The 23,105-nt window shown below is 60.6% G+C and carries 22 protein-coding genes; 10 read left to right on the forward strand and 12 right to left on the reverse strand.

The features are described from left to right. Nucleotides 1-79 precede the first annotated feature (79 nt). Nucleotides 80-1,936 (forward strand): ABC transporter ATP-binding protein, encoded by a 1,857-nt coding sequence (locus tag HJB89_RS22945; protein ID WP_221150562.1) that lies wholly within the window; start codon nt 80-82, stop codon nt 1,934-1,936. A 105-nt stretch (nt 1,937-2,041) separates the two neighbouring features. On the opposite strand, the gene HJB89_RS22950 is transcribed toward HJB89_RS22945, so the two are convergent. Continuing rightward, complete coding sequence (locus tag HJB89_RS22950) at nt 2,042-2,272, reverse strand: ribbon-helix-helix protein, CopG family (protein ID WP_207581300.1); 231 nt, start codon at nt 2,270-2,272, stop codon at nt 2,042-2,044. 160 nt (nt 2,273-2,432) lie between these two features. On the opposite strand from HJB89_RS22950, the gene HJB89_RS22955 reads away from it, so the two are divergent. After that, entirely contained in the window at nt 2,433-4,346 is a 1,914-nt protein-coding gene (locus HJB89_RS22955) for an ABC transporter ATP-binding protein (RefSeq protein WP_207581299.1), read from the forward strand. Here the strand turns inward: HJB89_RS22955 and HJB89_RS22960 are convergent. Further along, the gene (locus HJB89_RS22960) at nt 4,302-5,234 is read right to left on the reverse strand and encodes an endonuclease/exonuclease/phosphatase family protein (RefSeq protein ID WP_207581298.1); all 933 of its coding nucleotides are present in this window, start codon (nt 5,232-5,234) and stop codon (nt 4,302-4,304) included. The genes HJB89_RS22955 and HJB89_RS22960 overlap by 45 nt on opposite strands. A 285-nt stretch (nt 5,235-5,519) precedes the next feature. Between HJB89_RS22960 and petA the strand changes: the two genes are divergently transcribed. From petA to HJB89_RS22980, 4 genes are all read left to right on the forward strand, one after another. Next, nucleotides 5,520-6,098, forward strand: coding sequence for a ubiquinol-cytochrome c reductase iron-sulfur subunit (gene petA / locus HJB89_RS22965; RefSeq protein WP_207581297.1), 579 nt, complete (start codon nt 5,520-5,522; stop codon nt 6,096-6,098). Nucleotides 6,099-6,112: 14 nt separating this feature from the next. Next, the gene (locus tag HJB89_RS22970) at nt 6,113-7,393 is read left to right on the forward strand and encodes a cytochrome b N-terminal domain-containing protein (protein WP_207581296.1); all 1,281 of its coding nucleotides are present in this window, start codon (nt 6,113-6,115) and stop codon (nt 7,391-7,393) included. Nucleotides 7,394-7,418: 25 nt separating this feature from the next. Further along, nucleotides 7,419-8,303, forward strand: a complete 885-nt coding sequence (locus HJB89_RS22975) for a cytochrome c1 (protein ID WP_207581295.1) — start codon at nt 7,419-7,421, stop codon at nt 8,301-8,303. Between the two features lie 110 nt (nt 8,304-8,413). Beyond that, a complete protein-coding gene (locus HJB89_RS22980; RefSeq protein ID WP_207581294.1) occupies nt 8,414-8,959 on the forward strand; it encodes an adenine phosphoribosyltransferase in 546 nt (181 codons plus the stop codon). 21 nt (nt 8,960-8,980) lie between these two features. Here the strand turns inward: HJB89_RS22980 and HJB89_RS22985 are convergent, their stop codons facing one another. Beyond that, nucleotides 8,981-9,448 (reverse strand): MaoC family dehydratase, encoded by a 468-nt coding sequence (locus HJB89_RS22985; RefSeq protein ID WP_207581293.1) that lies wholly within the window; start codon nt 9,446-9,448, stop codon nt 8,981-8,983. Beyond that, nucleotides 9,445-9,936 (reverse strand): MaoC family dehydratase, encoded by a 492-nt coding sequence (locus tag HJB89_RS22990; RefSeq protein ID WP_207581292.1) that lies wholly within the window; start codon nt 9,934-9,936, stop codon nt 9,445-9,447. Before HJB89_RS22990 ends, HJB89_RS22985 begins: the two co-directional genes overlap by 4 nt. A gap of 191 nt (nt 9,937-10,127) precedes the next feature. Between HJB89_RS22990 and HJB89_RS22995 the strand changes: the two genes are divergently transcribed. Further along, nucleotides 10,128-11,231: a hypothetical protein gene (locus tag HJB89_RS22995; protein WP_207581291.1), complete on the forward strand. Its 1,104-nt coding sequence runs from the start codon at nt 10,128-10,130 to the stop codon at nt 11,229-11,231. A 23-nt stretch (nt 11,232-11,254) separates the two neighbouring features. Here the strand turns inward: HJB89_RS22995 and ychF are convergent, their stop codons facing one another. Beyond that, a complete protein-coding gene (gene ychF / locus HJB89_RS23000; RefSeq protein ID WP_207581290.1) occupies nt 11,255-12,358 on the reverse strand; it encodes a redox-regulated ATPase YchF in 1,104 nt (367 codons plus the stop codon). Nucleotides 12,359-12,673: 315 nt separating this feature from the next. Between ychF and clpS the strand changes: the two genes are divergently transcribed. Further along, complete coding sequence (gene clpS / locus HJB89_RS23005; protein ID WP_207581289.1) at nt 12,674-12,985, forward strand: ATP-dependent Clp protease adapter ClpS; 312 nt, start codon at nt 12,674-12,676, stop codon at nt 12,983-12,985. Nucleotides 12,986-12,993: 8 nt separating this feature from the next. On the opposite strand, the gene HJB89_RS23010 is transcribed toward clpS, so the two are convergent. From HJB89_RS23010 to HJB89_RS23030, 5 genes are all read right to left on the reverse strand, one after another. Further along, on the reverse strand, nt 12,994-13,455 hold the full coding sequence (locus HJB89_RS23010; protein WP_207581288.1) for a GNAT family N-acetyltransferase: 462 nt from the start codon (nt 13,453-13,455) through the stop codon (nt 12,994-12,996). Beyond that, nucleotides 13,452-14,183, reverse strand: a complete 732-nt coding sequence (gene pth, locus HJB89_RS23015; RefSeq protein ID WP_221115858.1) for an aminoacyl-tRNA hydrolase — start codon at nt 14,181-14,183, stop codon at nt 13,452-13,454. The genes HJB89_RS23010 and pth overlap by 4 nt, the downstream gene beginning before the upstream one ends. Nucleotides 14,184-14,275: 92 nt before the next feature. Continuing rightward, nucleotides 14,276-14,989 carry an ABC transporter substrate-binding protein gene (locus HJB89_RS23020; RefSeq protein ID WP_207581286.1) on the reverse strand — a complete coding sequence of 238 codons (714 nt, stop codon included), beginning with the start codon at nt 14,987-14,989 and terminating at the stop codon, nt 14,276-14,278. A gap of 13 nt (nt 14,990-15,002) precedes the next feature. Further along, nucleotides 15,003-17,354 (reverse strand): EAL domain-containing protein, encoded by a 2,352-nt coding sequence (locus tag HJB89_RS23025; protein ID WP_207581285.1) that lies wholly within the window; start codon nt 17,352-17,354, stop codon nt 15,003-15,005. 186 nt (nt 17,355-17,540) lie between these two features. Further along, nucleotides 17,541-18,149, reverse strand: coding sequence for a 50S ribosomal protein L25/general stress protein Ctc (locus HJB89_RS23030; RefSeq protein ID WP_221150563.1), 609 nt, complete (start codon nt 18,147-18,149; stop codon nt 17,541-17,543). A 345-nt stretch (nt 18,150-18,494) separates the two neighbouring features. Between HJB89_RS23030 and HJB89_RS23035 the strand changes: the two genes are divergently transcribed. Continuing rightward, nucleotides 18,495-19,958, forward strand: a complete 1,464-nt coding sequence (locus tag HJB89_RS23035) for a hypothetical protein (RefSeq protein ID WP_221115857.1) — start codon at nt 18,495-18,497, stop codon at nt 19,956-19,958. Nucleotides 19,959-20,014: 56 nt separating this feature from the next. On the opposite strand, the gene HJB89_RS23040 is transcribed toward HJB89_RS23035, so the two are convergent. Further along, nucleotides 20,015-20,920, reverse strand: a complete 906-nt coding sequence (locus HJB89_RS23040) for a LysR family transcriptional regulator (protein ID WP_221150564.1) — start codon at nt 20,918-20,920, stop codon at nt 20,015-20,017. Nucleotides 20,921-21,038: 118 nt separating this feature from the next. Here HJB89_RS23040 and HJB89_RS23045 point away from each other — a divergent pair, with 118 nt between their 5' ends. Beyond that, a complete protein-coding gene (locus HJB89_RS23045) occupies nt 21,039-22,067 on the forward strand; it encodes an aldo/keto reductase (protein ID WP_207581281.1) in 1,029 nt (342 codons plus the stop codon). Nucleotides 22,068-22,145: 78 nt separating this feature from the next. Here HJB89_RS23045 and HJB89_RS23050 read toward each other — a convergent pair whose 3' ends face one another. Further along, nucleotides 22,146-23,078, reverse strand: coding sequence for a ribose-phosphate pyrophosphokinase (locus tag HJB89_RS23050; RefSeq protein ID WP_207581280.1), 933 nt, complete (start codon nt 23,076-23,078; stop codon nt 22,146-22,148). Nucleotides 23,079-23,105 lie beyond the last annotated feature (27 nt).

Here is a 23,105-nt window from a genome sequence, read left to right on the forward strand (position 1 = left end):
TTCGGTTCCCATATGTGCTTGCATGCGCTGGGATGGCGCGAAGCCGGGAGCCGGAACGCTGACGTTTCGGAGCAATTTCATGTTTGGCTGGTTCGAACAGCGACTCAATCCCTTTCCAAGCGAGGAGCCCGTTGCTCCGCCGAAGGGTCTCTTTGCCTTTTGCTGGCACTACAGCAAACCGGCGGCGCCATGGCTCGGACTGATGGCCCTGTTGACCGCGCTGATCGCCGTCGGCGAAGTGGCGCTCTTCCAGTTCCTCGGCGACATCGTCGACTGGCTGACCAATGCCGATCGCGCCAACTTCCTGGACAGGGAGGGCCACAAGCTTTTCTGGATGGCGGCGCTGGTGCTGATCGGTCTGCCGCTGACGGCGGGGCTCGATTCTCTGATCATGCATCAGATGATGCTCGGTAACTATCCGATGATTGCACGCTGGCAGATGCACCGCTTCCTGCTGCGCCACAGCATGACGTTCTTCGCCAATGAGTTTGCCGGGCGCGTGGCGACCAAGGTCATGCAGACCTCGCTTGCCGTGCGCGAAACGGTGATGAAGATCCTCGACGTCTTCGTCTACGTTGTGACCTACTTCCTGACGATGATCATCGTCATTGCGGCGGCAGACTGGCGGCTGATGATCCCGATCCTCGTCTGGCTCGCCGTCTACATCGGCATCGTCGCCTATTTCGTGCCGCGGCTTCGCAAGATCGCTGCGACGCAGGCGGATGCGCGCTCGATGATGACGGGGCGCGTGGTCGACAGCTATACGAATATCGCCACCGTCAAGCTGTTTTCGCATGCCGGCCGCGAGGAGGTCTATGCCAAGGAGGGCATGGACGAGTTCCTGCAGACCGTGCACAAGCAGATGCGCAAGGTGACACTCTTCCACATCAGCGTCTATCTGAACAACTGTGTCGCGCTCTTCGTCATCTCCGGTCTGTCGATCTGGTTCTGGCTGAACGGCGCGATCTCGGTCGGAGCCATCGCCATCGCCATCGGACTTGCGATGCGCGTCAACGGTATGTCGCAATGGATCATGTGGGAAGTCTCGGCGCTGTTCGAGAATATCGGCACGGTCTATGACGGCATGGAGATGATGAGCAAACAGCACGACATCGTCGACAAGCCGGGCGCTCCCAGTTTGACGGCGAAGAAGGGCGCGATCCACTACGACCGCATCCGCTTCCACTACGGCAAGAGCAAGGGTGTCATCGACAACCTGTCACTCGACATCAAGGCGGGCGAGAAGGTCGGTCTCGTCGGCCGCTCCGGCGCCGGCAAGACGACGCTGATGAACCTGTTGCTGCGCTTCTACGACCTGGAGAGGGGGCGCATCACTATCGACGGGCAGGACATCGCCGGCGTCTCGCAAGAAAGCCTGCGCTCGCTGATCGGCGTGGTGACGCAGGATACCTCGCTGCTGCATCGCTCGATCCGCGACAACATCGCCTACGGCCGTCCCGATGCCTCGGACGTCGAGATCATCGAGGCCGCCAAGCGCGCCAATGCCTGGGAGTTCATCGAAGGGCTCGTCGACATGCAAGGCCGCGAGGGGCTTGACGCTCAGGTCGGCGAACGCGGCGTCAAGCTCTCCGGCGGCCAGCGGCAGCGCGTCGCGATCGCCCGCGTTTTCCTTAAGGACGCGCCGATCCTGGTGCTCGACGAGGCGACCTCGGCGCTCGATTCCGAAGTCGAGGCGGCGATCCAGGAAAACCTGTTTGCCCTGATGGAGGGCAAGACGGTAATCGCGATCGCTCACCGGCTGTCGACGTTGACGGAGATGGACCGGCTGATCGTGCTCGACAAGGGCCGAATCGTCGAGGCCGGTTCGCATGCCGAACTCGTCGAAGGACGCGGCATCTATGCCGACCTCTGGAACCGCCAGTCCGGCGGCTTCCTCTCCGATCACGCCGAAGAGGCGGAAGAGGCGGCGGAATGATAAAGGGCCCTCCCGGCGGAAGCGGGTAAGGCCTTTTGAATTCCTATCCTGGCTACTTTGTGGTTGCCAACGGTATTGGGGACTGCCGACGGCCGCCCCGTCCATTCACAGGCTGTCGGCCCAGTCGATGACGCGGTCATGTTCGACGAGGATGATGGTGTTGGCGGCGGCGAGGGTGCGCAGCGCGACGATGCGGCGGCGCTCCTCCTGGTCGAGCCAGGCGGTAACGGCCTCGGTGACGATTTCGTCGCGCGGCAATGCCAGGTCGAGAGCCAGGGCATCGAGCCTTTCCGCGAGCGGAAGCGGAATATGCACATCGAGCATTTTCGTTTCCATGGATACTCTCCGGTGAAGTGCGATCGTATCGTCAGATTGTGACGGGTTCGGGGGTAATCAATGGCGATGCCGCCGATGTTATCGTTCATTACCAAAATATAAGGTTGCGTCCGCTTTTCATTCCCTTTGCCGCTCGGCTCAATCCGCCTATATCGCTTCCATGTTCCTGCGCCCCATCCTTCGCCTGTTCGAAACCTGGATCGATCCGTTCGGTCCGCGCGCCAATCTTCAGCCGCCGGGCTCGACGCTCGGTTTCATCCGGTTCTATATCGGCCAGGCGAAGATGCCGTTCGTCGCCATGCTCATTCTCGGCGGCACATCGGCGGCCATCGAGGCCGCACTTTTCTGGTTCGTCGGCCGGCTCGTCGATATCCTTGGCAGTATCAGGCCCGGCGCCGGCTGGAGCGGTCTTCTCGCAGCCCATGGCGGCGAGCTGTTCGGCATGCTCGCGCTCATCGGGCTCGTGCGTTTCGTCGTCGCCTTCCTGATCGCGCTCGTCGATCAGCAGGTGATCACGCCGGGTTTCTACAATCTAGCACGTTGGCAATCCTATCTCCATGTCTCCAGGCAGTCTTTATCGTTCTTCCAGAGCGATTTCTCCGGACGCATCGTTACCAAGGTCTGGTCGGCCGGGCAGGCAACCGGGGATCTCGTCACTTCGCTGATGGAAAGCGTCTGGTTCGTCGGAATTTATGCCGTGACGACGCTGGTGCTCGTCGCCCGGCTGGACTTTTCCCTTGCCGCCGTCGTGCTGTTCTGGCTTGGCGCCTTCGGCCTGCTTGCCCGTCATTTCGTTCCGCGGATCCGCCTTCATTCCCGCGAAACAGCGGAGGCCGGATCGATGCTGAACGGCCGAATGGTCGATTCCTACAGCAACATGCAGACGCTGAAGCTGTTTGCGCGCGACGAGGAAAGCGACCGATACATGCGGCAGGGCTTCGATATCTTTCAGGATACGGTTCTGCGTTTCACGCGGTTCATCACCGGCGTCAGGGCCTCGATGGCGCTGCTCTCCGGCCTGATGATTGTAACGATGGCGGGGCTGAGCGTCGATCTCTGGCTGCGCGGCCTGATCAGCTCCGGTGCCGTGGCATTTTCTTTGGCGCTGGTGCTCAGGCTGAATTTCCTGCTCGGGCGGCTGATGACGCAGTTTAACGGTATCATGCGCAATCTCGGCACCATTCAGAACGCCGCCGAGCTGATATCCCAACCTCTGGGGCTCGTCGATCGGCCGGATGCGAAGAGCCTGCTGATCCGGCAGCCCGGCATCCGCTTCGACAATGTTTCCTTCCGCTACGGCAAGGGTCACCTGCCGGTCGTCGAGAATTTCTCACTGACCATCCAACCGGGCGAAAAGGTCGGGATCGTCGGCCGTTCGGGGGCGGGAAAATCGACGCTGATGAACCTGCTGCTGCGCCTCTACGACATTCAGGATGGTCGCATTCTCATCGACGGCCAGGATATTGCGGCCGTGACGCAGGAATCTCTCAGGATGCAGATCGGCGTCGTCAGCCAGGACACCTCGCTGCTGCATCGTTCGGTGCGCGACAATATCCTGTTCGGACGGCCGGATGCCGGTGAGGAGCGGTTGGTCGAGGCGGCCAGGCGTGCCGAAGCCATCGACTTTATCGAGCGGCTGCAGGATCAGCAGGGCCGTAGAGGTTTCGACGCGCATGTCGGCGAACGCGGTGTCAAACTGTCAGGCGGACAGCGGCAGCGCATCGCCATTGCCCGCGTCATGCTCAAGGACGCTCCGATCCTCGTCCTCGACGAAGCGACGTCGGCCCTCGATTCGGAAGTGGAGGAAGCGATCCAATCCAATCTCCATCGGATCATGGAAGGCAAAACGGTGCTTGCGATCGCCCACCGGCTGTCGACGATTGCAGCACTCGACCGGCTGATCGTTGTTGATCTCGGCCGGATCATCGAGGAGGGCAGCCATGACCAACTGCTTCGCCGCGGCGGGCTCTATGCCGAGCTCTGGGCGCGCCAGTCCGGCGGCTTCCTCGCGGCGGACGAAGACGTGGGCTCAAGGGTCGACGACGAATTCCGCCATGAGGCCAAAATGATTTGAACCGAAACTGTCCCCGATGCGGCGGACCGATTTCAGCCGCAGGGGCGCCCTGCTGAAGACGTGATCAATCGGAATGCCGAAGGCGCCTGCGGCGATCGGCCATGTCGCCGGCTCCAGCGATACCGTGCCCAAGCCTTGGCTGCGCATGAGATACTGCACGTCGGGCGCCAGAATCGACGTGTTGAAATCACCGGCAAGAACGAGCGGTCCCGGCAGTGAGGGAATAATCTCCGTGAGATCTTCGATTTCCAGGCCATGGAATTCGTCGTAATAAGGTTTGGTCAGGTGCGCGGCGAGGAAATTGATCTTCTGGCCGTCGAAGTCGATCGTCGAGATCGTCAGCCGGTTGCGCCAGAGCAGCCCGAGGTTGCGGATGCGAGGTTCGATGAGCGGGCGCTTCGACAGCACCAGCGTATCGCATTCCTGCATGCCGACACCACAGCCGACGTAATAGGGATAGGTCTTCAATAACCGCGGCAGTTCCGACAGCAGCGGTTCGGCCTCCAGGATGCTGACGACGTCGGCACCCGAGGCGATGGCCATATCGGCGATTGCTGCGCCGTTGGCGAAATTATCATTCTCGATATTGAAAGACATCAGCTTGAAGAGGGCCGGGCGGCCTTCGGCGACGGCGGGCTCGACGAATTCGCGCGTCATCACCACACCATGGACGGCAAGGACCGCGGATACGGCGAGCGTCAGCAGCGCATACCAGTGCCGCTTGACGAGAAAGGCTGCGATCGACGCTGCCGCTGCTGCCACCGCCAGATGGATCTGGAAACTGTAAAAGAGAGAAAGCAGATAGAAGTTGCTAACGTATCGCAGTGAGACGATGGTGAGAACCAGGGTTGTGAGAACGCTGAATACGCAGAAAATCGTGTCTCTCATCCGCTCCGGTCCGGCTCGCTGGCGTGATTGCGACTGCGCCTATCACGGCGGCATTTTTGTTGCAATGCAACATAATCGCAAGCTCGTGTTTGCCTTAAAAAATTCATCGGAAATTCCCGCGACATTGTGCCCTCTTCCCCTTGCCAAGGCTGGACATAATTTGCGATCAAGCTTAGAACGCGCCGGATTGCCGGGGAATCTATGGCCGAATTGTGTCTGGATCGATTCGCCGGCAGAGGGGGCAGGGCGGAATTCCGCGATAATTGCGCAGAGGATGGTTAGGCCGTGAGCGAACACGTAACGACAAGCGAGGCTTCAACAGAGCCTACTCGCCGTGATTTCCTTTATCTCACCACTGGTATGGCAGGTGCTGTCGGCGCCGTCGCGGTTGCCTGGCCGTTCGTCGACCAAATGCGCCCGGATGCGTCGACGCTGGCGCTGGCCTCCATCGAAGTCGATGTTGCGAGCCTCGAGCCCGGCATGTCGCTGACGGTCAAGTGGCGCGGCAAGCCGATCTTCATCCGCAACCGCACGGCTGAAGAAGTGAAGGCCGCCGCCGATGTTGCGCTGGCGGACCTCAAGGATCCGATCGCCCGCAATGCCAATCTGCCGCCCGAAGCTCAGGCAACGGGTGTCGACCGTTCAGGTGGCAAGGACAAGGAAAACTGGATCGTCATGATCGGCACCTGCACCCATCTCGGCTGCGTGCCGCTCGGCCAGGCCGGCGAATACAATGGTTGGTTCTGTCCCTGCCATGGCTCGGTCTACGATACGGCCGGCCGCATCCGTAAGGGTCCTGCGCCGCAGAACCTGGCGATTCCGACCTTTTCATTTATATCCGATACCAAGATCAAGATCGGTTGAGGGGAGACTGATTAATGAGTGGCCATTCCAGCTACGAGCCATCAACCGGCCTTGAGAAATGGGTCGATGCGCGCCTGCCTTTGCCGCGCATGGTCTATGACAGCTTCATCGCCTATCCGGTTCCCAGGAACCTGAACTACGCCTATACATTCGGCGCCATGCTCGCCGTCATGCTGATCGTGCAGATCCTGACGGGCGTGGTGCTGGCCATGCACTATGCCGCCGACACGACGATCGCGTTCAACTCCGTTGAAAAGATCATGCGTGACGTCAACCATGGCTGGATGCTGCGCTATATGCATGCCAACGGCGCCTCCTTCTTCTTCGTCGCCGTCTATCTGCACATCGCCCGCGGCCTCTATTACGGTTCCTACAAGGCACCGCGCGAAATCCTCTGGATCCTCGGCGTGGTCATCTACCTGCTGATGATGGCGACCGGCTTCATGGGCTACGTTCTGCCGTGGGGGCAGATGTCCTTCTGGGGCGCGACCGTCATTACCGGCTTCTTCTCGGCCTTCCCGCTGGTCGGCGAATGGATCCAGCAGTTTCTGCTGGGCGGCTTCGCCGTCGATCAGCCGACGCTGAACCGCTTCTTCTCGCTGCATTACCTGCTGCCCTTCATGATCGCCGGCGTCGTCGTCCTGCATATCTGGGCGCTGCACGTCGTCGGCCAGACCAACCCGACGGGCGTCGAGGTCAAGACGAAGACGGACACCGTGCGCTTCACGCCCTATGCGACGATGAAGGATGCGCTCGGCGTCTCAATCTTCCTGCTGGTCTATGCCTATTTCGTCTTCTACCTGCCGAACTTCCTCGGCCATGCCGACAACTACATCCCGGCCGACCCGTTGAAGACACCGGCCCACATCGTTCCGGAATGGTACTTCCTGCCGTTCTACGCGATGCTGCGTTCGATCACCTTCAACGTCGGCCCGATCGACTCCAAGCTCGGCGGCGTGCTGGTGATGTTCGGTGCGATCATCGTGCTGTTCTTCCTGCCCTGGCTCGATACCTCGAAGGTCCGCTCGGCGGTCTACCGTCCCTGGTACAAGCTGTTCTACTGGCTGTTCGTGATCAACGCGATCATCCTCGGCTGGCTGGGTTCGCAACCGGCGGAAGGCCTGTTCACCACGATTTCGCAGATCTGCACGCTTCTCTACTTCGCTTTCTTCCTGGTCGCTATGCCAGTTCTCGGCCTGGTGGAAACGCCGCGCCGCATCCCGAACTCGATCACCGAAGCGGTGCTCGAAAAGCGCAACAAGACAGCTGCCGCCAGTGCGGCGGCCAATGCGTAAGCGCGCGGCGGAAGGGAACAAAAACATGAAAACGCTTGTTGCAAGCATTCTTTCGCTCGCAGTCGCTGCTGTTCTCGGCAGCGCCGCCGTCGCCCAGGAAGCGACGCCCGCCAACGGTGCTGCTCCTGCCCATCACGCGGAAAGTGCGACGCCGCACTATCCGCTGAAGGAGCCGAAGGAGGAGGAATGGACTTTCGCCGGTCCGTTCGGCCATTACGACAAGGCTCAGCTTCAGCGCGGCCTCAAGGTCTACACCGAAGTCTGTTCCGCCTGCCATTCGATGAACCTCGTGCCTTTCCGCATGCTCGACGAGCTCGGCTACAACGAGGGGCAGGTGAAAGCTTTCGCCGCGAACTACGAAGTCCAGGACGGCCCGAATGCGGCCGGCGAGATGTTTACCCGCAAGGCGGTCCCTTCCGACCACTTCCCGGCGCCTTTCGCCAATGCGGAGGCGGCTGCCGCTTCCAACAACGGTGCGGCTCCGCCTGATTTTTCGCTGATCGCCAAAGCCCGCGAAGTCGAGCGCGGCTTCCCGCAATTCGTCTTCGACGTCTTCACGCAGTATCAGGAAAACGGCCCGGACTATATCCACGCGCTGTTGACCGGCTATGAAGAGCCGCCGGCCGGTTTCCAAGTGCCGCAGGGCGGACATTATAACCCGTATTTCCATGCCGCTGCCGTCCTCGCCATGCCGAAGCCGCTCTCCGATGGCCAGGTGACCTATGACGACGGCGCACCGCAGACCGTCGACCAGTATTCCAAGGACGTCTCCTCCTTCCTGATGTGGGCCGCCGAGCCGCATCTTGAGGAGCGCAAGCGCACCGGCTTCATGGTCATGATCTTCCTGGCGATCTTCACGGTGCTGATCTACCTGACGAAGCGTTCGGTCTACGCCAACAAAGAGCATTGAGCGCTCCTTGCCGGAATCTTAGAGGCGGCTTGCGAGCCGCCTTTTTTGTTGGTTCCGCCCCTGGCAATTGATAGGGTGCGGCGAATTTCGCTCGCAGATATGGACTTTCGATGGACAAGAATATGACTTCGGAGCTGGCCGCCAGCATCCGCTCCATCCACGACTACCCCAAGCCCGGCATCATCTTTCGGGACATCACCACGCTGCTCGGCAACCCCCGCGCTTTCCGCCGGGCGGTCGACGAACTCGTGCAACCCTATGCAGGCACGAAAATCGACAAGATTGCCGGCATGGAGGCGCGCGGCTTCATTCTCGGCGGTGCGGTGGCGCATCAGCTTTCCTCCGGCTTCGTGCCGATCCGCAAAAAGGGCAAGCTGCCGCACGAGACCGTGCGCATTGCCTACAGCCTGGAATATGGCGTCGACGAGATGGAGATGCACCGCGATGCGGTGCAGCCCGGCGAGAAGGTGATCCTGGTCGACGACCTGATTGCAACCGGCGGCACGGCGGTGGGTGCCACGAAGCTGCTGCGCCAGATCGGCGCGGAAGTGGTCGGCGCCTGCTTCGTTATCGACCTGCCGGACCTTGGGGGTCGCAAGAAGCTGGAAGAGCTCGGCGTCGTCGTTCACACCCTGGTCGAATTCTCCGGCCACTGACCCGGCATTCCGCACGCGGCGTCAGTCGAATTCCAAGACGCCGCTTTCGAAGCGCATGACGGGATCGCCGTTCTGATTGGCGCCCTCGCAGAGGATGGTGTTGAGGTGCCAGCCCGGCCGCGACGCGAGCGGCCGGCTGGAAAGGAGGGTGACGGAATAGGTCACGACGTCGCCTGGGAAGATCGGCCGCAGCCATTGCAGTTTCTGGAAGCCGGGTGAAGGGCCGAGGTTCGGAGCCGTCATGCCTCTTTGTGCGAGGGCGACGCTCTGGCTTTTCCAGAAGGCGAGGAAGGTCCGCATCCAGGCGGCGGTGGTGTGCCATCCCGAAGCGCAAAGGCCGCCGAAGAGGGTATCCTTGGCTGCTTCCTTGTCGACGTGAAAACGCTGCGGATCGAAGCGCGTCGCGAAGCGGATGATGTTTTCCTCGGTGAAGGTGTAGCTGCCGATCTCGGCCTTCTCGCCGACGGCGCAAAGCTCGGACATTCTCATGCTGATGTCTCCGGGCTGATGCTGATGTCAGTGAGGCCGGGGTGCATTCGGATCATGACCGAATTCTCCGAGAGACAAACGAGTTCGCCGCGCTGGTTTTCCATCTCGTGACGGAACTTGACGATGCCCATTCCGGAGCGCGAGCGCATCGGCCGGGCTTCGAGCACGGTCGAGTGGCCTTGCAGCGTGTCGCCTGCCAGCACCGGCTTGCGCCATTCCATCAGGTCTATGCCCGGCGCACCCTCGCAGAGCGCGTTCAGGATATAGCTGTCGGCCATCATGCGCATGAGCATCGAAGAGGTATGCCAGCCGGAGGCCGCGAGCCCGCCTAGAATGCTGGCGCGGCCGGCAGCCTCGTCGAGATGCATGGGCTGCTGATCGAATTCCCGCGCAAACTCGATGATTTCCTCGGCCAACACCAGCTTTGGACCGAGGGCGAAGCGGCGGCCGGGCTGGAAATCCTCTAGGGAAAGCTTTTCTGCCGTCATTCGTACCTCCGCCATATGCAGCGCCTAGAACAGGATGTTTTAGGCAGGTCGGCCTAAAATCTGATTCCTGTTCTAAATTAAAGAGTTAGAGCATGATGTCATAAGAAAACCGCTTACACTTTTCGGCGTCTTGCTCTAGTGCTTACAATAGCATCCGCGCGGGCTCAATGATTCCGGGGAGATAAACCGGCATGACTGAACTAAGGTCGATACTCGACGAGGCAGCGCGCGAAGGGCTGATTTCGCCGGAGGCGGGCGGGCGGCTTTTGCCATTTCTGAGCGAGCGCGGCGTCGCCGTCGTCGGGCACGCCATCGGCGTTGCCGAGGGGCGGCCGGCCGTGGCGGCGCAGGGGCAGGCATGGTCGGACACAGAGACGCCGCGTTTCGTGCGCGGCTTCCACGACGTGCTGATCACCATCGGCGTTATCGTGGCGCTTTGCGGCCTCTGGGGGCTTGCCGCACTTTATGCCGTGCTGCCTGCCATCATCGTGCTTTCGGAAATCCTGGTGAACCGCCAGCGGCTTGCCCTGCCGGCCGTCAGCCTGACGATCGCGCTGTTCTGCTGGACATGCCTGCTGATGTCCCGTTTCTTCCCGCCGTGGACGCCGACCTCCCAATCTTTCGGAGCGGAGGCGACGCAGTTCGTCGCCGGCTTCCCGATCATCCTCGGCGCTTATTATGTCCGGTATCGCGTGCCGCTGTCGCTTGCGCTCTGCATTATGTCGGTGCTTGCTTTCGTCCTCACTCTGCTTTTGCGGCTGGTGCAATGGGCGAGCAGCAATCCTGCGTTTTTCCTCGATCATCCCGTCGCGTTGGCGCTGCTTGCCCTTATCTGCGCGCTCGGACTGTTTGCCATGGCGCTCTATTTCGATCTCGGCGACCGGCTGCGACGGACGACGCGTTCGGACATCGCTTTCTGGCTGCATCTCGGCGCCGCGCCGGCGCTGCTCTACAGCACGGTTTCCCTGCTGTCGTTCGGGGGAGACGTCCATATCTTCGACGTCGCGAACATGTCGGCGCGGACACCTGCAGTCGTTGCGACGGTGACGGCGCTGATGCTGATCGGTCTCATCATCGACCGGCGCGCCTTCGTGACATCAGGGCTTCTGTCGCTCGGCGTGGCGATCTTCAGCGTCTTCCGGCAGGGAAGCGCCACAGCCGACACCTATATCTTCTCGACGCTGATTGTCGTCGGCGCAATCGTATTAATCATCGGCACCGGTTGGATGCCACTTCGGCGGCTGGTGCTGCGTGCACTGCCGCCGGCAATCGCAAACCGACTGCCGCCGGGTTAAGGCTAAGGCGGCAGCGTTTTCACTTAGGTGTTGAAGCGGAAGTGGATGACGTCGCCGTCCTGGACGACGTATTCCTTGCCTTCGTCACGCGCCTTGCCGGCATCCTTGGCGCCGACTTCGCCGTTGAATTTGATGTAGTCGTCATAGGCGATGGTGTTGGCGCGGATGAAGCCGCGCTCGAAATCCGAATGGATGACGCCGGCGGCCTGCGGCGCCTTGGTGCCGCGCTCGATCGTCCAGGCACGCGTTTCCTTCGGGCCGACGGTGAAATAGGTGATGAGGTGGAGCAGCTTGTAACCGGCGCGGATCAGCCGGTCGAGGCCGGCCTCGTCAAGGTCGAGGGCGGAGAGGAATTCCTTGGCCTCATCCTCGGGAAGCTGAGCGACCTCAGCCTCGATCGCCGCCGAGATGACGACGGTTTCGGCACCCTGTTCGCGAGCCATGACGGCGACGGCCTCGGTGAATTCGTTGCCGGTCGAAGCCTCGGCCTCGGCGACGTTGCAGACGTAGAGCACGGGATGCGAGGTCAAAAGGTTGAGGCTCTTGAGGATTGCGATTTCCTCGGCATCGAGCGTCGACAGCAGCGTGCGCACCGGCTGGCCTTCGTTGAGCAGCTTCAGCGACGCTTCCATGATCGGCAGCATCGCCATCGACTCCTTGTCCTTGCCGGTGGCGCGCTTGCGCGTCTGCTCTGTCCGGCGCTCCAGGCTTTCGAGGTCGGCGAGCATCAACTCGGTCTCGATGGTCTCAGCATCGGCGACAGGATTGATGCGGCCTTCGACATGGGTGATGTCGCTGTCTTCAAAGCAGCGCAGCACATGGACGATGGCATCGACTTCGCGGATATTGGCGAGGAACTGGTTGCCGAGACCTTCACCCTTCGAGGCGCCGCGCACCAAGCCGGCGATGTCGACGAAGGAGATCCGGGTCGGGATCAGCTCCTTCGACTTGGCGATGTCGGCAAGCTTGCGCATGCGCGGATCGGGCACGGCGACTTCACCAGTGTTCGGCTCGATAGTGCAGAAGGGATAGTTCGCCGCCTGTGCCGCGGCCGTCTTGGTGAGCGCGTTGAAGAGGGTTGATTTGCCGACGTTCGGCAGACCGACGATGCCGCATTTGAAACCCATGGCGAATACCTGCTGTTCTTAAATTCGTTGCTGGTGCCTATGGGATAAAGGAGCAATGTGGTCAAGTCTTAGAGAGCTTTTACCTTGCTCACTTGCCGATGGATCGGTGCTGACCTATTCTTGATGGCGACGGGGATTTCGACGCTCGGCGGATGTCGTCAGTATGCCGGTCACCCAATTGACCCTCTCGATGCCAGACTGGCGCTGCTGCATTCAAACTGGGAATTGCGGCGACGGCCTGTCGAAAACTCGTCATCGACAATGATTCAATGGTCTTGACATTTCCTGACCCATGTCAACGGGTGGATTTTTCCGATGAGTGACAATGACATAGCCCTTAAGCCGAAGACCAAGGTGAAGCTGAAGCTGGACAAGCCGAAGCTCTACAAAGTCATTCTCGTCAATGACGATTATACCCCGCGCGAATTGGTCATTATGATCCTGAAGTCCGTCTTCCGTATGAGCGAGGAGACTGGCTACCGGGTGATGATGACCGCGCACAAGCTCGGCTCCTGCGTGGTCGTGGTCTGCGCCAGGGATATTGCCGAGACCAAGGCCAAGGAGGGCATAGACCTTGCGAAGGAAATGGGCTTTCCGTTGATGTTCACGACGGAGCCGGAGGAATAAGTTCGGATTCAGGGCCGGCGGATCTGAAAGCCGGTCTTACCTCGCACGAAGCCGCAGTTTTCGTAGAAGCGATGCGTTGCCGGGTTGGTCGAGCCGGTGAGCAGCATCACCTTGTAACAGCCGGCCTTCCAGGCCTCAGTCACCGCATGGCCGATGACGCTGCCGGCATAACCGCACTGGCGGTGACCGGCATGGGTGACGACGTTTTCGATCAGCGCATAGGAGGCGCCGTTCCGCGTCAGATTCGGCACGACGATCAGGGTGGCGGTGGCAGCGGCGAGATCGCCGGCAAAGCCGATGAAAACAGTCATTCCGGGCTGAGCGAGGATGGCGGAGAAGCGTTCTTCGGCCATGGCTTTGTCGAGAACCGGATCGGCCGGGTTCAAATGCCGATAGAGGAGGGTCAGTCCCGGTAGATCGCTTGCAACGGCGGCGCGGATGGCGACATTCCGCTCCGGCACCAGTCTCATTCTCCCTTGTTGCCGAACATCTTCTTCAGAATATCGGCCATCGGACCAGTGGTCAGCAGCTTCGGCTGATTGTGATTGCGGGCCTGGTGGATATGCGACTGGCCGGCCGGCTTCTTTTCGGTCGTCTTGTTCGCCTTCCGCGGCTTTTCCTCCTCGGCCTTGCCGCCGAGCGCCAGCGCGATCTTGTTCATCAGCTGCGAATCCTCGTTTCGCACCAGCATGTCGGCATTGTCGGCAAGCGTGTCGAGAAGCGGCTCCAGCCAGGCCTTGTCGGCCTTGGCGAAATCGCCGAGCACGTGGTTCTGCACCATGTCCTTGACGCCGGGATGGCCGATGCCGAGGCGCAGCCGCCGGTATTCCCTGCCGCAATGGGCGTCGAGCGACTTGATGCCGTTGTGGCCGCCATGGCCGCCGCCGGTCTTCAGCCGCGCCTTACCGGGGGGAAGGTCGAGTTCGTCGTAGATCGCCACAAGGTCGGCGGGCTCGAGTTTGTAGAAGCGCATCGCCTCGCCGACGGCCTCACCGGAAAGATTCATAAAGGTCTGCGGCTTGATCAGCAGCACCTTCTCGCCGCCGACTTCGCCTTCGGCGATTTCGGCCCTGAACTTCTTCGACCAGTGCGAGAAGCTGTGGCGCCGCTGAATGGCGTCGACGGCCATGAAGCCGATATTGTGCCGGTTGCCGGCGTATTTGCTGCCGGGATTGCCGAGACCCGCGATGATCAGCATGGCCTGTCTTTCTTCGCTAGAACGTCCCGACGTTCACCACCGCGAAACGATGGCAAAGTCAAGCGGAAAGGGCATGAGCCAGTTGAGCAGAATCACTCCGACAGGTTCATGCCGTATTTCAGGAAGATCTGCTTCTGGTCGCCATCGGCGATCAGCTTGTCGAGGGCAGCCTGCATCCTGGCGAGCAGATCGTCCGGAAAGCTTTTCTCGCAGGCGATGCTCATCGGCTGGGCGGAGAGTACGGTCACCATTTCCACCGGCTGGTCGGCCTTCAGCTTTTCGAAATAGAGTTCGGAGATCGGCATCATGTCGATGCGTCCGCCGAGCAGCTTGCGTAGCGTCGCGTTGAAGTCGCTGGCGACATCGAGCTTGGTGAAACCCTTCTCCTTCAGGATCGTCTCGGTATAATCCTCGCGTTGGGTGCCGATCGTGTATTTCTTCGCCTCGTCCAGATTATTGGCGGTGACGCCCGAACCCTTGCGGGTGATCAGGATGTTGCGATCGATCAGCAGCGGCTCGACCCATTTGAACAACGGGTCGCGGGCGCCATTGTGGGCGGTGGCGAACACACAGGTCATCGGCGCCGTGCGGGCAAGGCCGAAGGCGCGCGCCCACGGCATGACCTCGATTGTGTAGTCAACGCCGATCGCGGCCATCAACTTTTCGACCTGCTCGACGGTCGCGCCCTTGATCTCCTTGCCTTCGCGATAGTTGAAGGGGGCATAATCCTCGGTGGTGAAAGTCACCGTTTGCGCATGGGCAGCGCCGGGCAGCGCCAGGCATGCGAGAAGCAGGAGCTTTTTCATCGTATCATCTCCTTCATGAGGCGCGTGCGACGGCCGATTCCGAGGCTATCAGTTGCTCGATCAGCATGGCTGCATGCTGTGGACGATGGAAGAGGTAGCCCTGGCCATAATCAAGCCCCATCTGGTGAAGCGTGCGGCATTCCTCTTCGGTCTCGATGCCCTCGGCGATGACGGTGCAGTTCATCTTGTGGGAGAGCGTGGTAATGCCTTCGATCAGCATGCGGCTCTTCTGGCGCACGTCGTCATCACCGTCGTTGATGGCGCGGGTGAAGGACTGATCGATCTTGATGATGTCGACAGGGAAGCGGTTGAGGTAGCTCAGCGACGAATAACCGGTGCCGAAATCGTCAAGCGCGATGCGGCAGCCGAAGCGGCGAAGCTCGGTGACGATCATACGGATCTGCGGGTTGTCGTGCATCAAAACGGCTTCGGTGATCTCGACGACGATTCGCTCGGGGCGGATGCCATGGCGACCGACGATGGCAGCGAGGCGGGCCGGCAGCGCCGGCTCGAACTGCAGCGGCGAGAAGTTGATGGCGAGATAGGTATCCTGCATGCCTGATATGCGGGAGATTTTCGCGAGATTGCAGATCGCCTTTTCCATGATGACGTTGCCGACGCGGACGATCTTTGCCGTCTCTTCGGCGACGCTGATGATCTCGGCCGGCGGCATCAAGCCCTTGTGCGGATGGTTGAGGCGCATCAGCGCTTCGAAACCGGCAATACCGCGACCGTTCAGATTGACGATCGGCTGCAGGAAGGCCTCGAACCAGTTGTCGACGAGGCCGGCTTCGATATTGGCCTCGATCTCGGCGCGGCTGCGGGCCCGGTCGAGCATCGCGTTGTCGAAGAGCTGCGCGCCATTCTTGCCGTCGCGTTTCTTGGCATACATCGCCAGGTCGGATTTCTGCAGCAGTTCGGCCGCGGTTGCGGCATGGTGCGGATAGATGGCGATGCCGACGGAAGCGCTCAGATGCATGTCGGGGGCGAACGGCGTTTCGAAGATCGAGGCGATCTGCTCGCACATCACCTTGGCGCGTTTTTCGGCGTCCTTCGCCGGCAGCAGGATGGCAAATTCGTCGCCGCCGAGACGGGCCGCCTCATCGGAGGGGGCAAGATAGGTCTTCAGACGCTCGACAAGCTCGATCAGCGCCATGTCGCCGGCGGCATGGCCCATATTGTCGTTGATCCATTTGAAGCGATCGAGATCGACGAAGAGGCAGGCGAGCTCCTGGCCTGCCGCGTCGGCGGCGGCGATCTTGTTGTCGAGGACGGCTTCGAAGCCCTGGCGATTGAGAAGCCCGGTCAAATGGTCGGTGATCGCCTGGCGGTGGTTGCGATCTTCGGAGGCCTTGAGTTCGGTCACATCGGTCATGACCGATAGCGAGAGGCGGTCGTGAACGCCGGCTTCCGCCTCCGATTCCATGATGAGGACGTCCATGATGCGGCCATCCAGGCAGACGAACTTGACGGTGACGGTCATGCCGCTATCCGCCTGGCGGCGCTTGAGGAACTTGTCGCGGGTGGTTGATGTGACCAGATCGGCGAAGTTGCGGCCGATGACGGCGGCGCGGTTATATCCTGTGGCAAGCAGCCAGTAATCGCTGACGGCGGTGATGCGGTCTTCCTCGTCGAGCGAGAAGAGCATGGCGGGCGTCAGATTATAGATGTCGGTGGCGCGGCGGTGGGCGAGCTTCAGCTCCTTCTCCTCGCTTTCAAGCTTGGTCTGCATCTCGTTGAAGCTGCGGGCAAGCCGTCCCATTTCATCGTTCGATTGCCAGTCGACATGATGGCGGGAGCCCAGCTGGCGGGTGGCCTCGATGGCTGCCGTCAGCCGCATCAGCGGCTGGATAACGAAGAAACGGTTGCCGATCAGCGCGGTGCCGAAAACGGTCAGCACCGCGAAGATGAAGATCGAGATGAAGACGACCTCTTCCTGCTTCAGGCCGGAGAACAGACCGAGCGCCGGATAATAGACGCTGATGCTGCCAAGGTTCTTCGGACCGTCGACGGTGTTGTAGATGATGGCGCGCGACACCTGGACGAGCTTGCCGTCGAAGGAGCGCGGAATGGTGGACTGACTGATGTCGAGCTGGCCCGACTGGTCGCGCACCTCGACTTTGACGATGGCACCCTGCGAAACGACCGTCGCGCTGATCTGGGTGACGCTCTCCTCGTCGAGATCCCAGAGCGGCTTTGCCAGCGCCTGGGCATTGGCGACAAGAAGAACAGAAATATGATCGCGTATTTCCTTGTCGGCCCGTTCCGAGGAAAGAAAAAGGAAGAGAACAAAGAGGGGAGCGACAAAGACAAGCAGCGCTCCACAAACTATCGCAAAAAATCTGTTCTCAACGGAATTGTTCATTGGTTCCGTCTACTCCCCAGGCCGGCCAAATTTGCTGCTGCGTGTTCGGGCAGGCTTCTTCGCAGCTGACGGGGCATGCTTTCACGAATATATTAAATTTGCTGAAACGGAGGCCTATGCCGGGCAATGAAAAGCCCGCTTTCCAGGGGAAAGCGGGCCATATGCTTTACAAATTGGTCGAAGCGATCAGCCTTCGGCTCCGCCTTCTGCAGCGGTCTCGTCAATGCCGCCGGCCGGGGCAATGATGGTCGCGATCGTGAAGTCGCGGTCGATGACCGGGGTGACGCCCTTCGGCAGGGTGACTTCCGAAATATGGATGCTGTCGCCGATCTTCTTGCCGTTGAGGTCAACGTTGAAGAATTCGGGGATCGCATCGGCCGGGCAATGAACTTCGACTTCATGGCGAACGATGTTCAGAACGCCGCCGACCTTGATGCCCGGGGACTTCGCTTCATTGATGAAGTGAACGGGGATTTCGACGGTCACCTGGGTGTTGCCGGAGACGCGCAGAAAATCGACATGCATCGTGAAGTCACGGACCGGATCGAGCTGGTAGTCCTTCGGCAGAACCTTGTACGTCTTGCCGTCGACTTCGATCGTCGCCACGGTGGTCATGAAACCACCGGCATGAATGCGCTTCGTCACCTCATTGGTGTTGAGAGCGATGGCAATGGGGGCCTGCTTGTCACCATAGATGACAGCGGGAATTAAACCGTTGCGGCGAAGTTCACGGGCGGACCCCTTACCAACCCGTTCGCGCGCCTCGGCCTTGAGCTCGTAAGTTTCCTGGCTCATGGCTATTCCTTTCGAGGTTATATGGAGAGTTCGACGGCTGGCAGAAGCCTTGCTCCGACGAACCGGAGGCGGGTATGACCCAACCTCATCCGCATTGCCTCCAAGGGTGTCTACGCGGACCGGTGGCCTATATTATAAGTCGCTCGGAAACGCAAGTTGCGGATTGAGGGTGTTTTCCGCTGATATCCGCCCTTCGGCAAGCCGAAACCGCACTCGACATCGAGGCGATGGTATCGACGGTGCCGGAAGCGGCAAAATCGCCATTCCCGGCACAGTCGAGGTTGACATCGGCGCGCTTCACCTCTTTGGATGCCGCATTCAAAGCGGCTGAGGAGAAATCGGACTATGCGTCTCAAACTTGTCACGGCAACGAGCTTGCTGGCACTTTGCCTTGTCACTACGGCGCAGAGCGTCGAGATCAACCAGGACGGCGCCGACGCGCTCAAGGGCAACCTGACGAAGCTGCTTCCGAAGGAATTGGCGAAGAGCGGCCTGGTCACCGTCAATCCGGCCGGCACGCGCTACGAGATCATCTACGATCTGGCGAAGCTGCTGACCAAGGTCGATCCGGCGACGTTCACGATCAACGGCCTGGCGCCGTTCTCGACGTTTGCCACACCGCTCGATAGCGGCCTCTGGAACATCGAGGGTGACAACAAATTCAACGTCTCCGGCCATTTCAAGGGCAAGGACGAGAAGCCGACGGATTTCTCCTATTCCATCGCGTCGCTTGTTTACGCTGGTGTCTTCGACCCTGCGATCAGCTATCTGCGCTCCGGCACCTCTACGGCCAAGGACATCAAGCTCACCAGCAAATCCGACACCGACGAAGTCAGCGCCAGCATCGCCAGCATGGACCAGAAGCTGAGTTCGACGGACAGCGCAGGCGGCAACGGGCGTATCGATCTTACGGGCAGCGGCTCGATGTCGACTTTCGTCGAGCAGGTTTCCGGCGCGCAAATGCCGCCCGTTGAAATCCGGGCCGACTCGATCGATGTCGAGGCCAAGGTGAACGGTCTGCCGGTCAAGCAGATCCGCGAGATGGTCTTCTTCATTCTCGATCATGTCGAGGAGAAGGAGTTGAGCCCCGAAAACAGCGGCAAGATCAAGGGAATCCTCAAGGGGGCCTTCCCACTTCTCACCTCGTTCAGTGAGACGATCGGGGTCAACAATCTGACCGTCAACACGCAGATGGGCAATGGCGGCGTCAAGGCGTTCGGCTATAACGTCGCCATGGATGGGCCGAGCGACGCCATGCGTTTCGGCTTCGGCATGAATGCGCAAGACATCAGCCTCGACAGTCCGTTGATGCCGGCAAGCTATTCGGCCTTCATGCCGACCAGCTTCGATCTGCAGCTTGCGGTTCCTAACCTGGATTTCGCAAGTTTTGGCGATGCCTTCATGGCGATGGATTTCAACGACAAGGCGCCGGAGACGAGCGGCGAGGAGATGGGCAAGAAGCTCTTCCGCGACGGCCAGCTTACGGTCGAATTTCCGAAGATCAGCGCCAAGTCGGATGTCTACGATATCGACATGACCGGCAAGATCGAAGGACGCGTCGATAGCCAGAAGGACTATTCGATGGAGGCGACCATCCTTGCCCGCGATCTCGACAAGACGATCGCCGCGGTCCAGGAGCTTGCCAAGACCGATCCCGATCTCAATCAGGTCTCCTTCGGCATCATGATGGTGAAGGGCTTTGCCAAGACCGATGCGGATGGACGCTCGCGCTGGGATATCAGCATCAGCCGCGACGGCGCGATCGCCGTCAACGGGCAGGTGGTCAAGGAAGCGGATCAGCAGCCGTAATCCTACCGGACCGATATTGGGTCTTCGTTCGAAGAGCAGACGCGCCGCCTGGGATATCATCCCTTGCGGCGCATCAGCGTCGACGCCATGTCGAGAAAGGCGCGCAGCTTCGGCTGCGTCTGCGAGCGGGCAGGAAAATAGGCGAAGAGGCCTGGCGAGGTCGGTAGAAAAGCGTCGAGCACACGCTCGAGCCGCCCTGACGCCACCGCCTCGGTGACCGAGATATCCGGCAAATAGACAAGGCCGAGCCCGGCTTCGGCGAACTGGAGCAGCAGCAAGAAATCGTTGACCATCAGACCGCCGGGCGGATCGACCGAGAAGTCGCGCCCGGTGCGCTCGAATTCCCAGCGATAGATGGCGCCCGATGTCGGATAGCGGTAGCGGACCGCTTGATGGCGGGTAAGATCCTCGGGTGTTTCCGGCCTGCCGCATCGGGCGAAATAGTCGGGCGAGCCGACGACCGTCCAGGTGATATCGGATGTCAGCCGCATGGCGATCATGTCCTTTTCGATCGCCTCCCCGATGCGGATGCCGGCGTCGAAGCCGCGTTCGGTGATGTCGATCGCCGCATCGTCGACCGAGATCTCCACTGAAATATCAGGATAGGCTTTGCGGAATCGCGGCAATAGCGGCGTCACGATCAGCGGCACGGCCATGCGCGGCACCGTGAGGCGCAGATGGCCGAGCGGGCGGTCGCGGAAGCCGCCAAGCATGTCGAAGGCGTCGGCGATGTCGGCAGCAGCCGGACGGACGCGCTGAAAGAGTGCCGCACCTGCTTCAGTCAGCGCGACGCGCCGCGTTGTGCGGACAAAGAGCGGCAGGCCGAGCCTCGTCTCAAGCGCCCGAATCGTCTGGCTGACGGCGGTTGGTGTGACGCCGAGCGATGCGGCGGCAGCAGTGAAGCTCCTGGCGTCTGCGACCGCCAGGAATTCGGTCAGTCCGGTAAAGGGATCAGGCGCCATCGGTCGATTATGAAGTTGAGCTTCATAAGCCTTATCGAATTCGCGGATTTTTCGCAATAATCCTTTCTGGCATTGTCTTTCCAGCCGATCACGACAATCCAACGAATGGAGAGATGACATGCGATATACGACCCTTGGCCGGACCGGACTTGCCGTTTCCAGGCTAGCCTTTGGCGCGATGACCTTCACATCGGGCGATCGCAGCATCGGTTCGATCTACAAGACCGATGCCGATGTTGCCGATGCGCTGGTCGGGCAGGCTCTTGATGCCGGCGTCAACTTCTTCGATACGGCCGACGCCTACGCATCCGGTCAGTCGGAAACGATCCTCGGCCAGGTTCTGAAGGCGCGGCGCAACGAGGTGGTAATCGCCACCAAGGTCGGCTTCCGCACCGGTACGCTGCTCGGCCAGGCCGGGCTCTCCCGACGTCACATCCTCTGGTCGATCGAGCAGAGCCTGAAACGGCTCGGAACGGACTGGATCGACGTCTATATCGTCCATAAGGAAGACCCGTTCACGCCACTGGAGGAGACACTTTCGGCGCTCGATGCGGTGGTGCGTTCCGGCAAGGTGCGTTATATCGGCTTTTCCAATTGGTCGGCGTGGAAGGTGGCGGCGGCGCTCGAAATCCAGAAGGCCAACGGGCTCGCCCCCTTCACGCATGGACAAATGTACTACTCGCTGCTCGGCCGCGATGTCGAGCGCGACATGGTTCCAATGCTACAGCGTTACGGTCTTGGGCTGACCGTCTGGAGCCCGCTCGCCTCGGGGTTTCTCTCCGGCAAATACACTCGCGAAACGCTCGGCGATCCGGAAAACCGCTATTCCGGTTTCGATATTCTACCCTTCGACAAGGAACGGGGCTTTGCGCTGGTCGAGCGCATGCGGGCGATCGCGACGGCGCACGGGACGAGCGTCGCGCAGGTGGCGATCGCCTGGCTGCTGGCGACGAAGGCGGTCACCAGCGTGCTGCTCGGGGCTTCGAAGCCGCATCAACTGGCCGACAATCTCGGCGCGGCGGATCTGGTGCTGGATGAAGGGGAACTCGCAGCCCTTGACGCGGCGACCGAGCCGGCGCCGGTCTATCCGAACTGGTTCATCGACAATCTCGTCGATTCACAGCAGAAGGCTGCTTTCAGCCGCTGAGCGGCAGCATCGCAATTCGAGAAAAGCCGTCTGCATATCATTGCGGACGGCTTCCCCGTGCCGGCAGATAGCTGAATTTCAGTCGAAAAGGCTAGAGACAGACTCTTCCTGGGCCGTTCGGCTGATGGCTTCGCCGATCAGCGGCGCCGTCGTCACGATGCGGATATTGTGGGCCGAGAGCACGGCCGTGGTCGGCTGGATCGAATCCGTGATGACGAGTTCGCGAAGCTTTGAGGACGCGACGCGGGTGACCGCGCCGCCGGAAAGCACGCCGTGGGTGATATAGGCGGTGACGCTGGCTGCGCCCTTGGCCAACATCGCGTCGGCTGCGTTGCAGAGCGTGCCGCCGGAATCGACGATGTCGTCGATCAGCAGGCAGTCCTTGCCGGTGATGTCGCCGATGATGTTCATGACTTCTGAGTCACCCGGCCGATCGCGACGCTTGTCGACGATGGCCAGAAGACAGTCTAGCCGCTTGGCAAGCGCGCGGGCGCGAACCACGCCGCCGACATCAGGCGAGACGACCATGACGTTGCTGAGGTCATAATGGCTCTTGATGTCGCGCGTCAGCACGGGCATGGCGAAGAGATTGTCGGTGGGGATATCGAAGAAGCCCTGGATCTGCCCGGCATGAAGATCGAGCGTCATGACGCGGTCGGCGCCGGCTTCGGTAATGAGGTTTGCAACCAACTTGGCGGAGATCGGTGTGCGGCCTGAAGCACGACGGTCCTGACGCGCATAGCCGAAATAGGGAAGCACTGCGGTGATGCGACGGGCTGAGGAACGACGCATCGCGTCGATCATGATCAGCAGTTCCATCAGGTGGTCATTAGCGGGGAAGGCGGTGGGCTGTACGAGGAAAACGTCCTCGCCGCGCACATTTTCCTGGATTTCCACGAAGATTTCCTGATCGGCAAACCTTCGAACACTGGCTCTCCCCAAGGGAACGTTGAGATAGGTGCAGATCGCTTCGGCGAGTTGCCGGTTCGAATTGCCTGCGAAAACCTTCATTTTGGTCCGCCTGTTATGCGCTGATAG

It is taken from the genome of Rhizobium sp. NZLR8 (assembly GCF_019685025.1).
Classification (GTDB): domain Bacteria; phylum Pseudomonadota; class Alphaproteobacteria; order Rhizobiales; family Rhizobiaceae; genus Rhizobium.

Bases quoted from the DNA above. Each gene is read 5' to 3' on its own strand.
- HJB89_RS22945 (WP_221150562.1), top strand. From the start codon at position 80: ATGTTTGGCTGGTTCGAACAGCGACTCAATCCCTTTCCAAGCGAGGAG.
- HJB89_RS22950 (WP_207581300.1), bottom strand. From the start codon at position 2,272: ATGGAAACGAAAATGCTCGATGTGCATATTCCGCTTCCGCTCGCGGAA.
- HJB89_RS22955 (WP_207581299.1), top strand. From the start codon at position 2,433: ATGTTCCTGCGCCCCATCCTTCGCCTGTTCGAAACCTGGATCGATCCG.
- HJB89_RS22960 (WP_207581298.1), bottom strand. From the start codon at position 5,234: ATGAGAGACACGATTTTCTGCGTATTCAGCGTTCTCACAACCCTGGTT.
- HJB89_RS22970 (WP_207581296.1), top strand. From the start codon at position 6,113: ATGAGTGGCCATTCCAGCTACGAGCCATCAACCGGCCTTGAGAAATGG.
- HJB89_RS22975 (WP_207581295.1), top strand. From the start codon at position 7,419: ATGAAAACGCTTGTTGCAAGCATTCTTTCGCTCGCAGTCGCTGCTGTT.
- HJB89_RS22980 (WP_207581294.1), top strand. From the start codon at position 8,414: ATGGACAAGAATATGACTTCGGAGCTGGCCGCCAGCATCCGCTCCATC.
- HJB89_RS22985 (WP_207581293.1), bottom strand. From the start codon at position 9,448: ATGAGAATGTCCGAGCTTTGCGCCGTCGGCGAGAAGGCCGAGATCGGC.
- HJB89_RS22990 (WP_207581292.1), bottom strand. From the start codon at position 9,936: ATGACGGCAGAAAAGCTTTCCCTAGAGGATTTCCAGCCCGGCCGCCGC.
- HJB89_RS22995 (WP_207581291.1), top strand. From the start codon at position 10,128: ATGACTGAACTAAGGTCGATACTCGACGAGGCAGCGCGCGAAGGGCTG.
- ychF (WP_207581290.1), bottom strand. From the start codon at position 12,358: ATGGGTTTCAAATGCGGCATCGTCGGTCTGCCGAACGTCGGCAAATCA.
- clpS (WP_207581289.1), top strand. From the start codon at position 12,674: ATGAGTGACAATGACATAGCCCTTAAGCCGAAGACCAAGGTGAAGCTG.
- HJB89_RS23010 (WP_207581288.1), bottom strand. From the start codon at position 13,455: ATGAGACTGGTGCCGGAGCGGAATGTCGCCATCCGCGCCGCCGTTGCA.
- pth (WP_221115858.1), bottom strand. From the start codon at position 14,183: ATGCTGATCATCGCGGGTCTCGGCAATCCCGGCAGCAAATACGCCGGC.
- HJB89_RS23020 (WP_207581286.1), bottom strand. From the start codon at position 14,989: ATGAAAAAGCTCCTGCTTCTCGCATGCCTGGCGCTGCCCGGCGCTGCC.
- HJB89_RS23025 (WP_207581285.1), bottom strand. From the start codon at position 17,354: ATGAACAATTCCGTTGAGAACAGATTTTTTGCGATAGTTTGTGGAGCG.
- HJB89_RS23030 (WP_221150563.1), bottom strand. From the start codon at position 18,149: ATGAGCCAGGAAACTTACGAGCTCAAGGCCGAGGCGCGCGAACGGGTT.
- HJB89_RS23035 (WP_221115857.1), top strand. From the start codon at position 18,495: ATGCGTCTCAAACTTGTCACGGCAACGAGCTTGCTGGCACTTTGCCTT.
- HJB89_RS23040 (WP_221150564.1), bottom strand. From the start codon at position 20,920: ATGGCGCCTGATCCCTTTACCGGACTGACCGAATTCCTGGCGGTCGCA.
- HJB89_RS23045 (WP_207581281.1), top strand. From the start codon at position 21,039: ATGCGATATACGACCCTTGGCCGGACCGGACTTGCCGTTTCCAGGCTA.
- HJB89_RS23050 (WP_207581280.1), bottom strand. From the start codon at position 23,078: ATGAAGGTTTTCGCAGGCAATTCGAACCGGCAACTCGCCGAAGCGATC.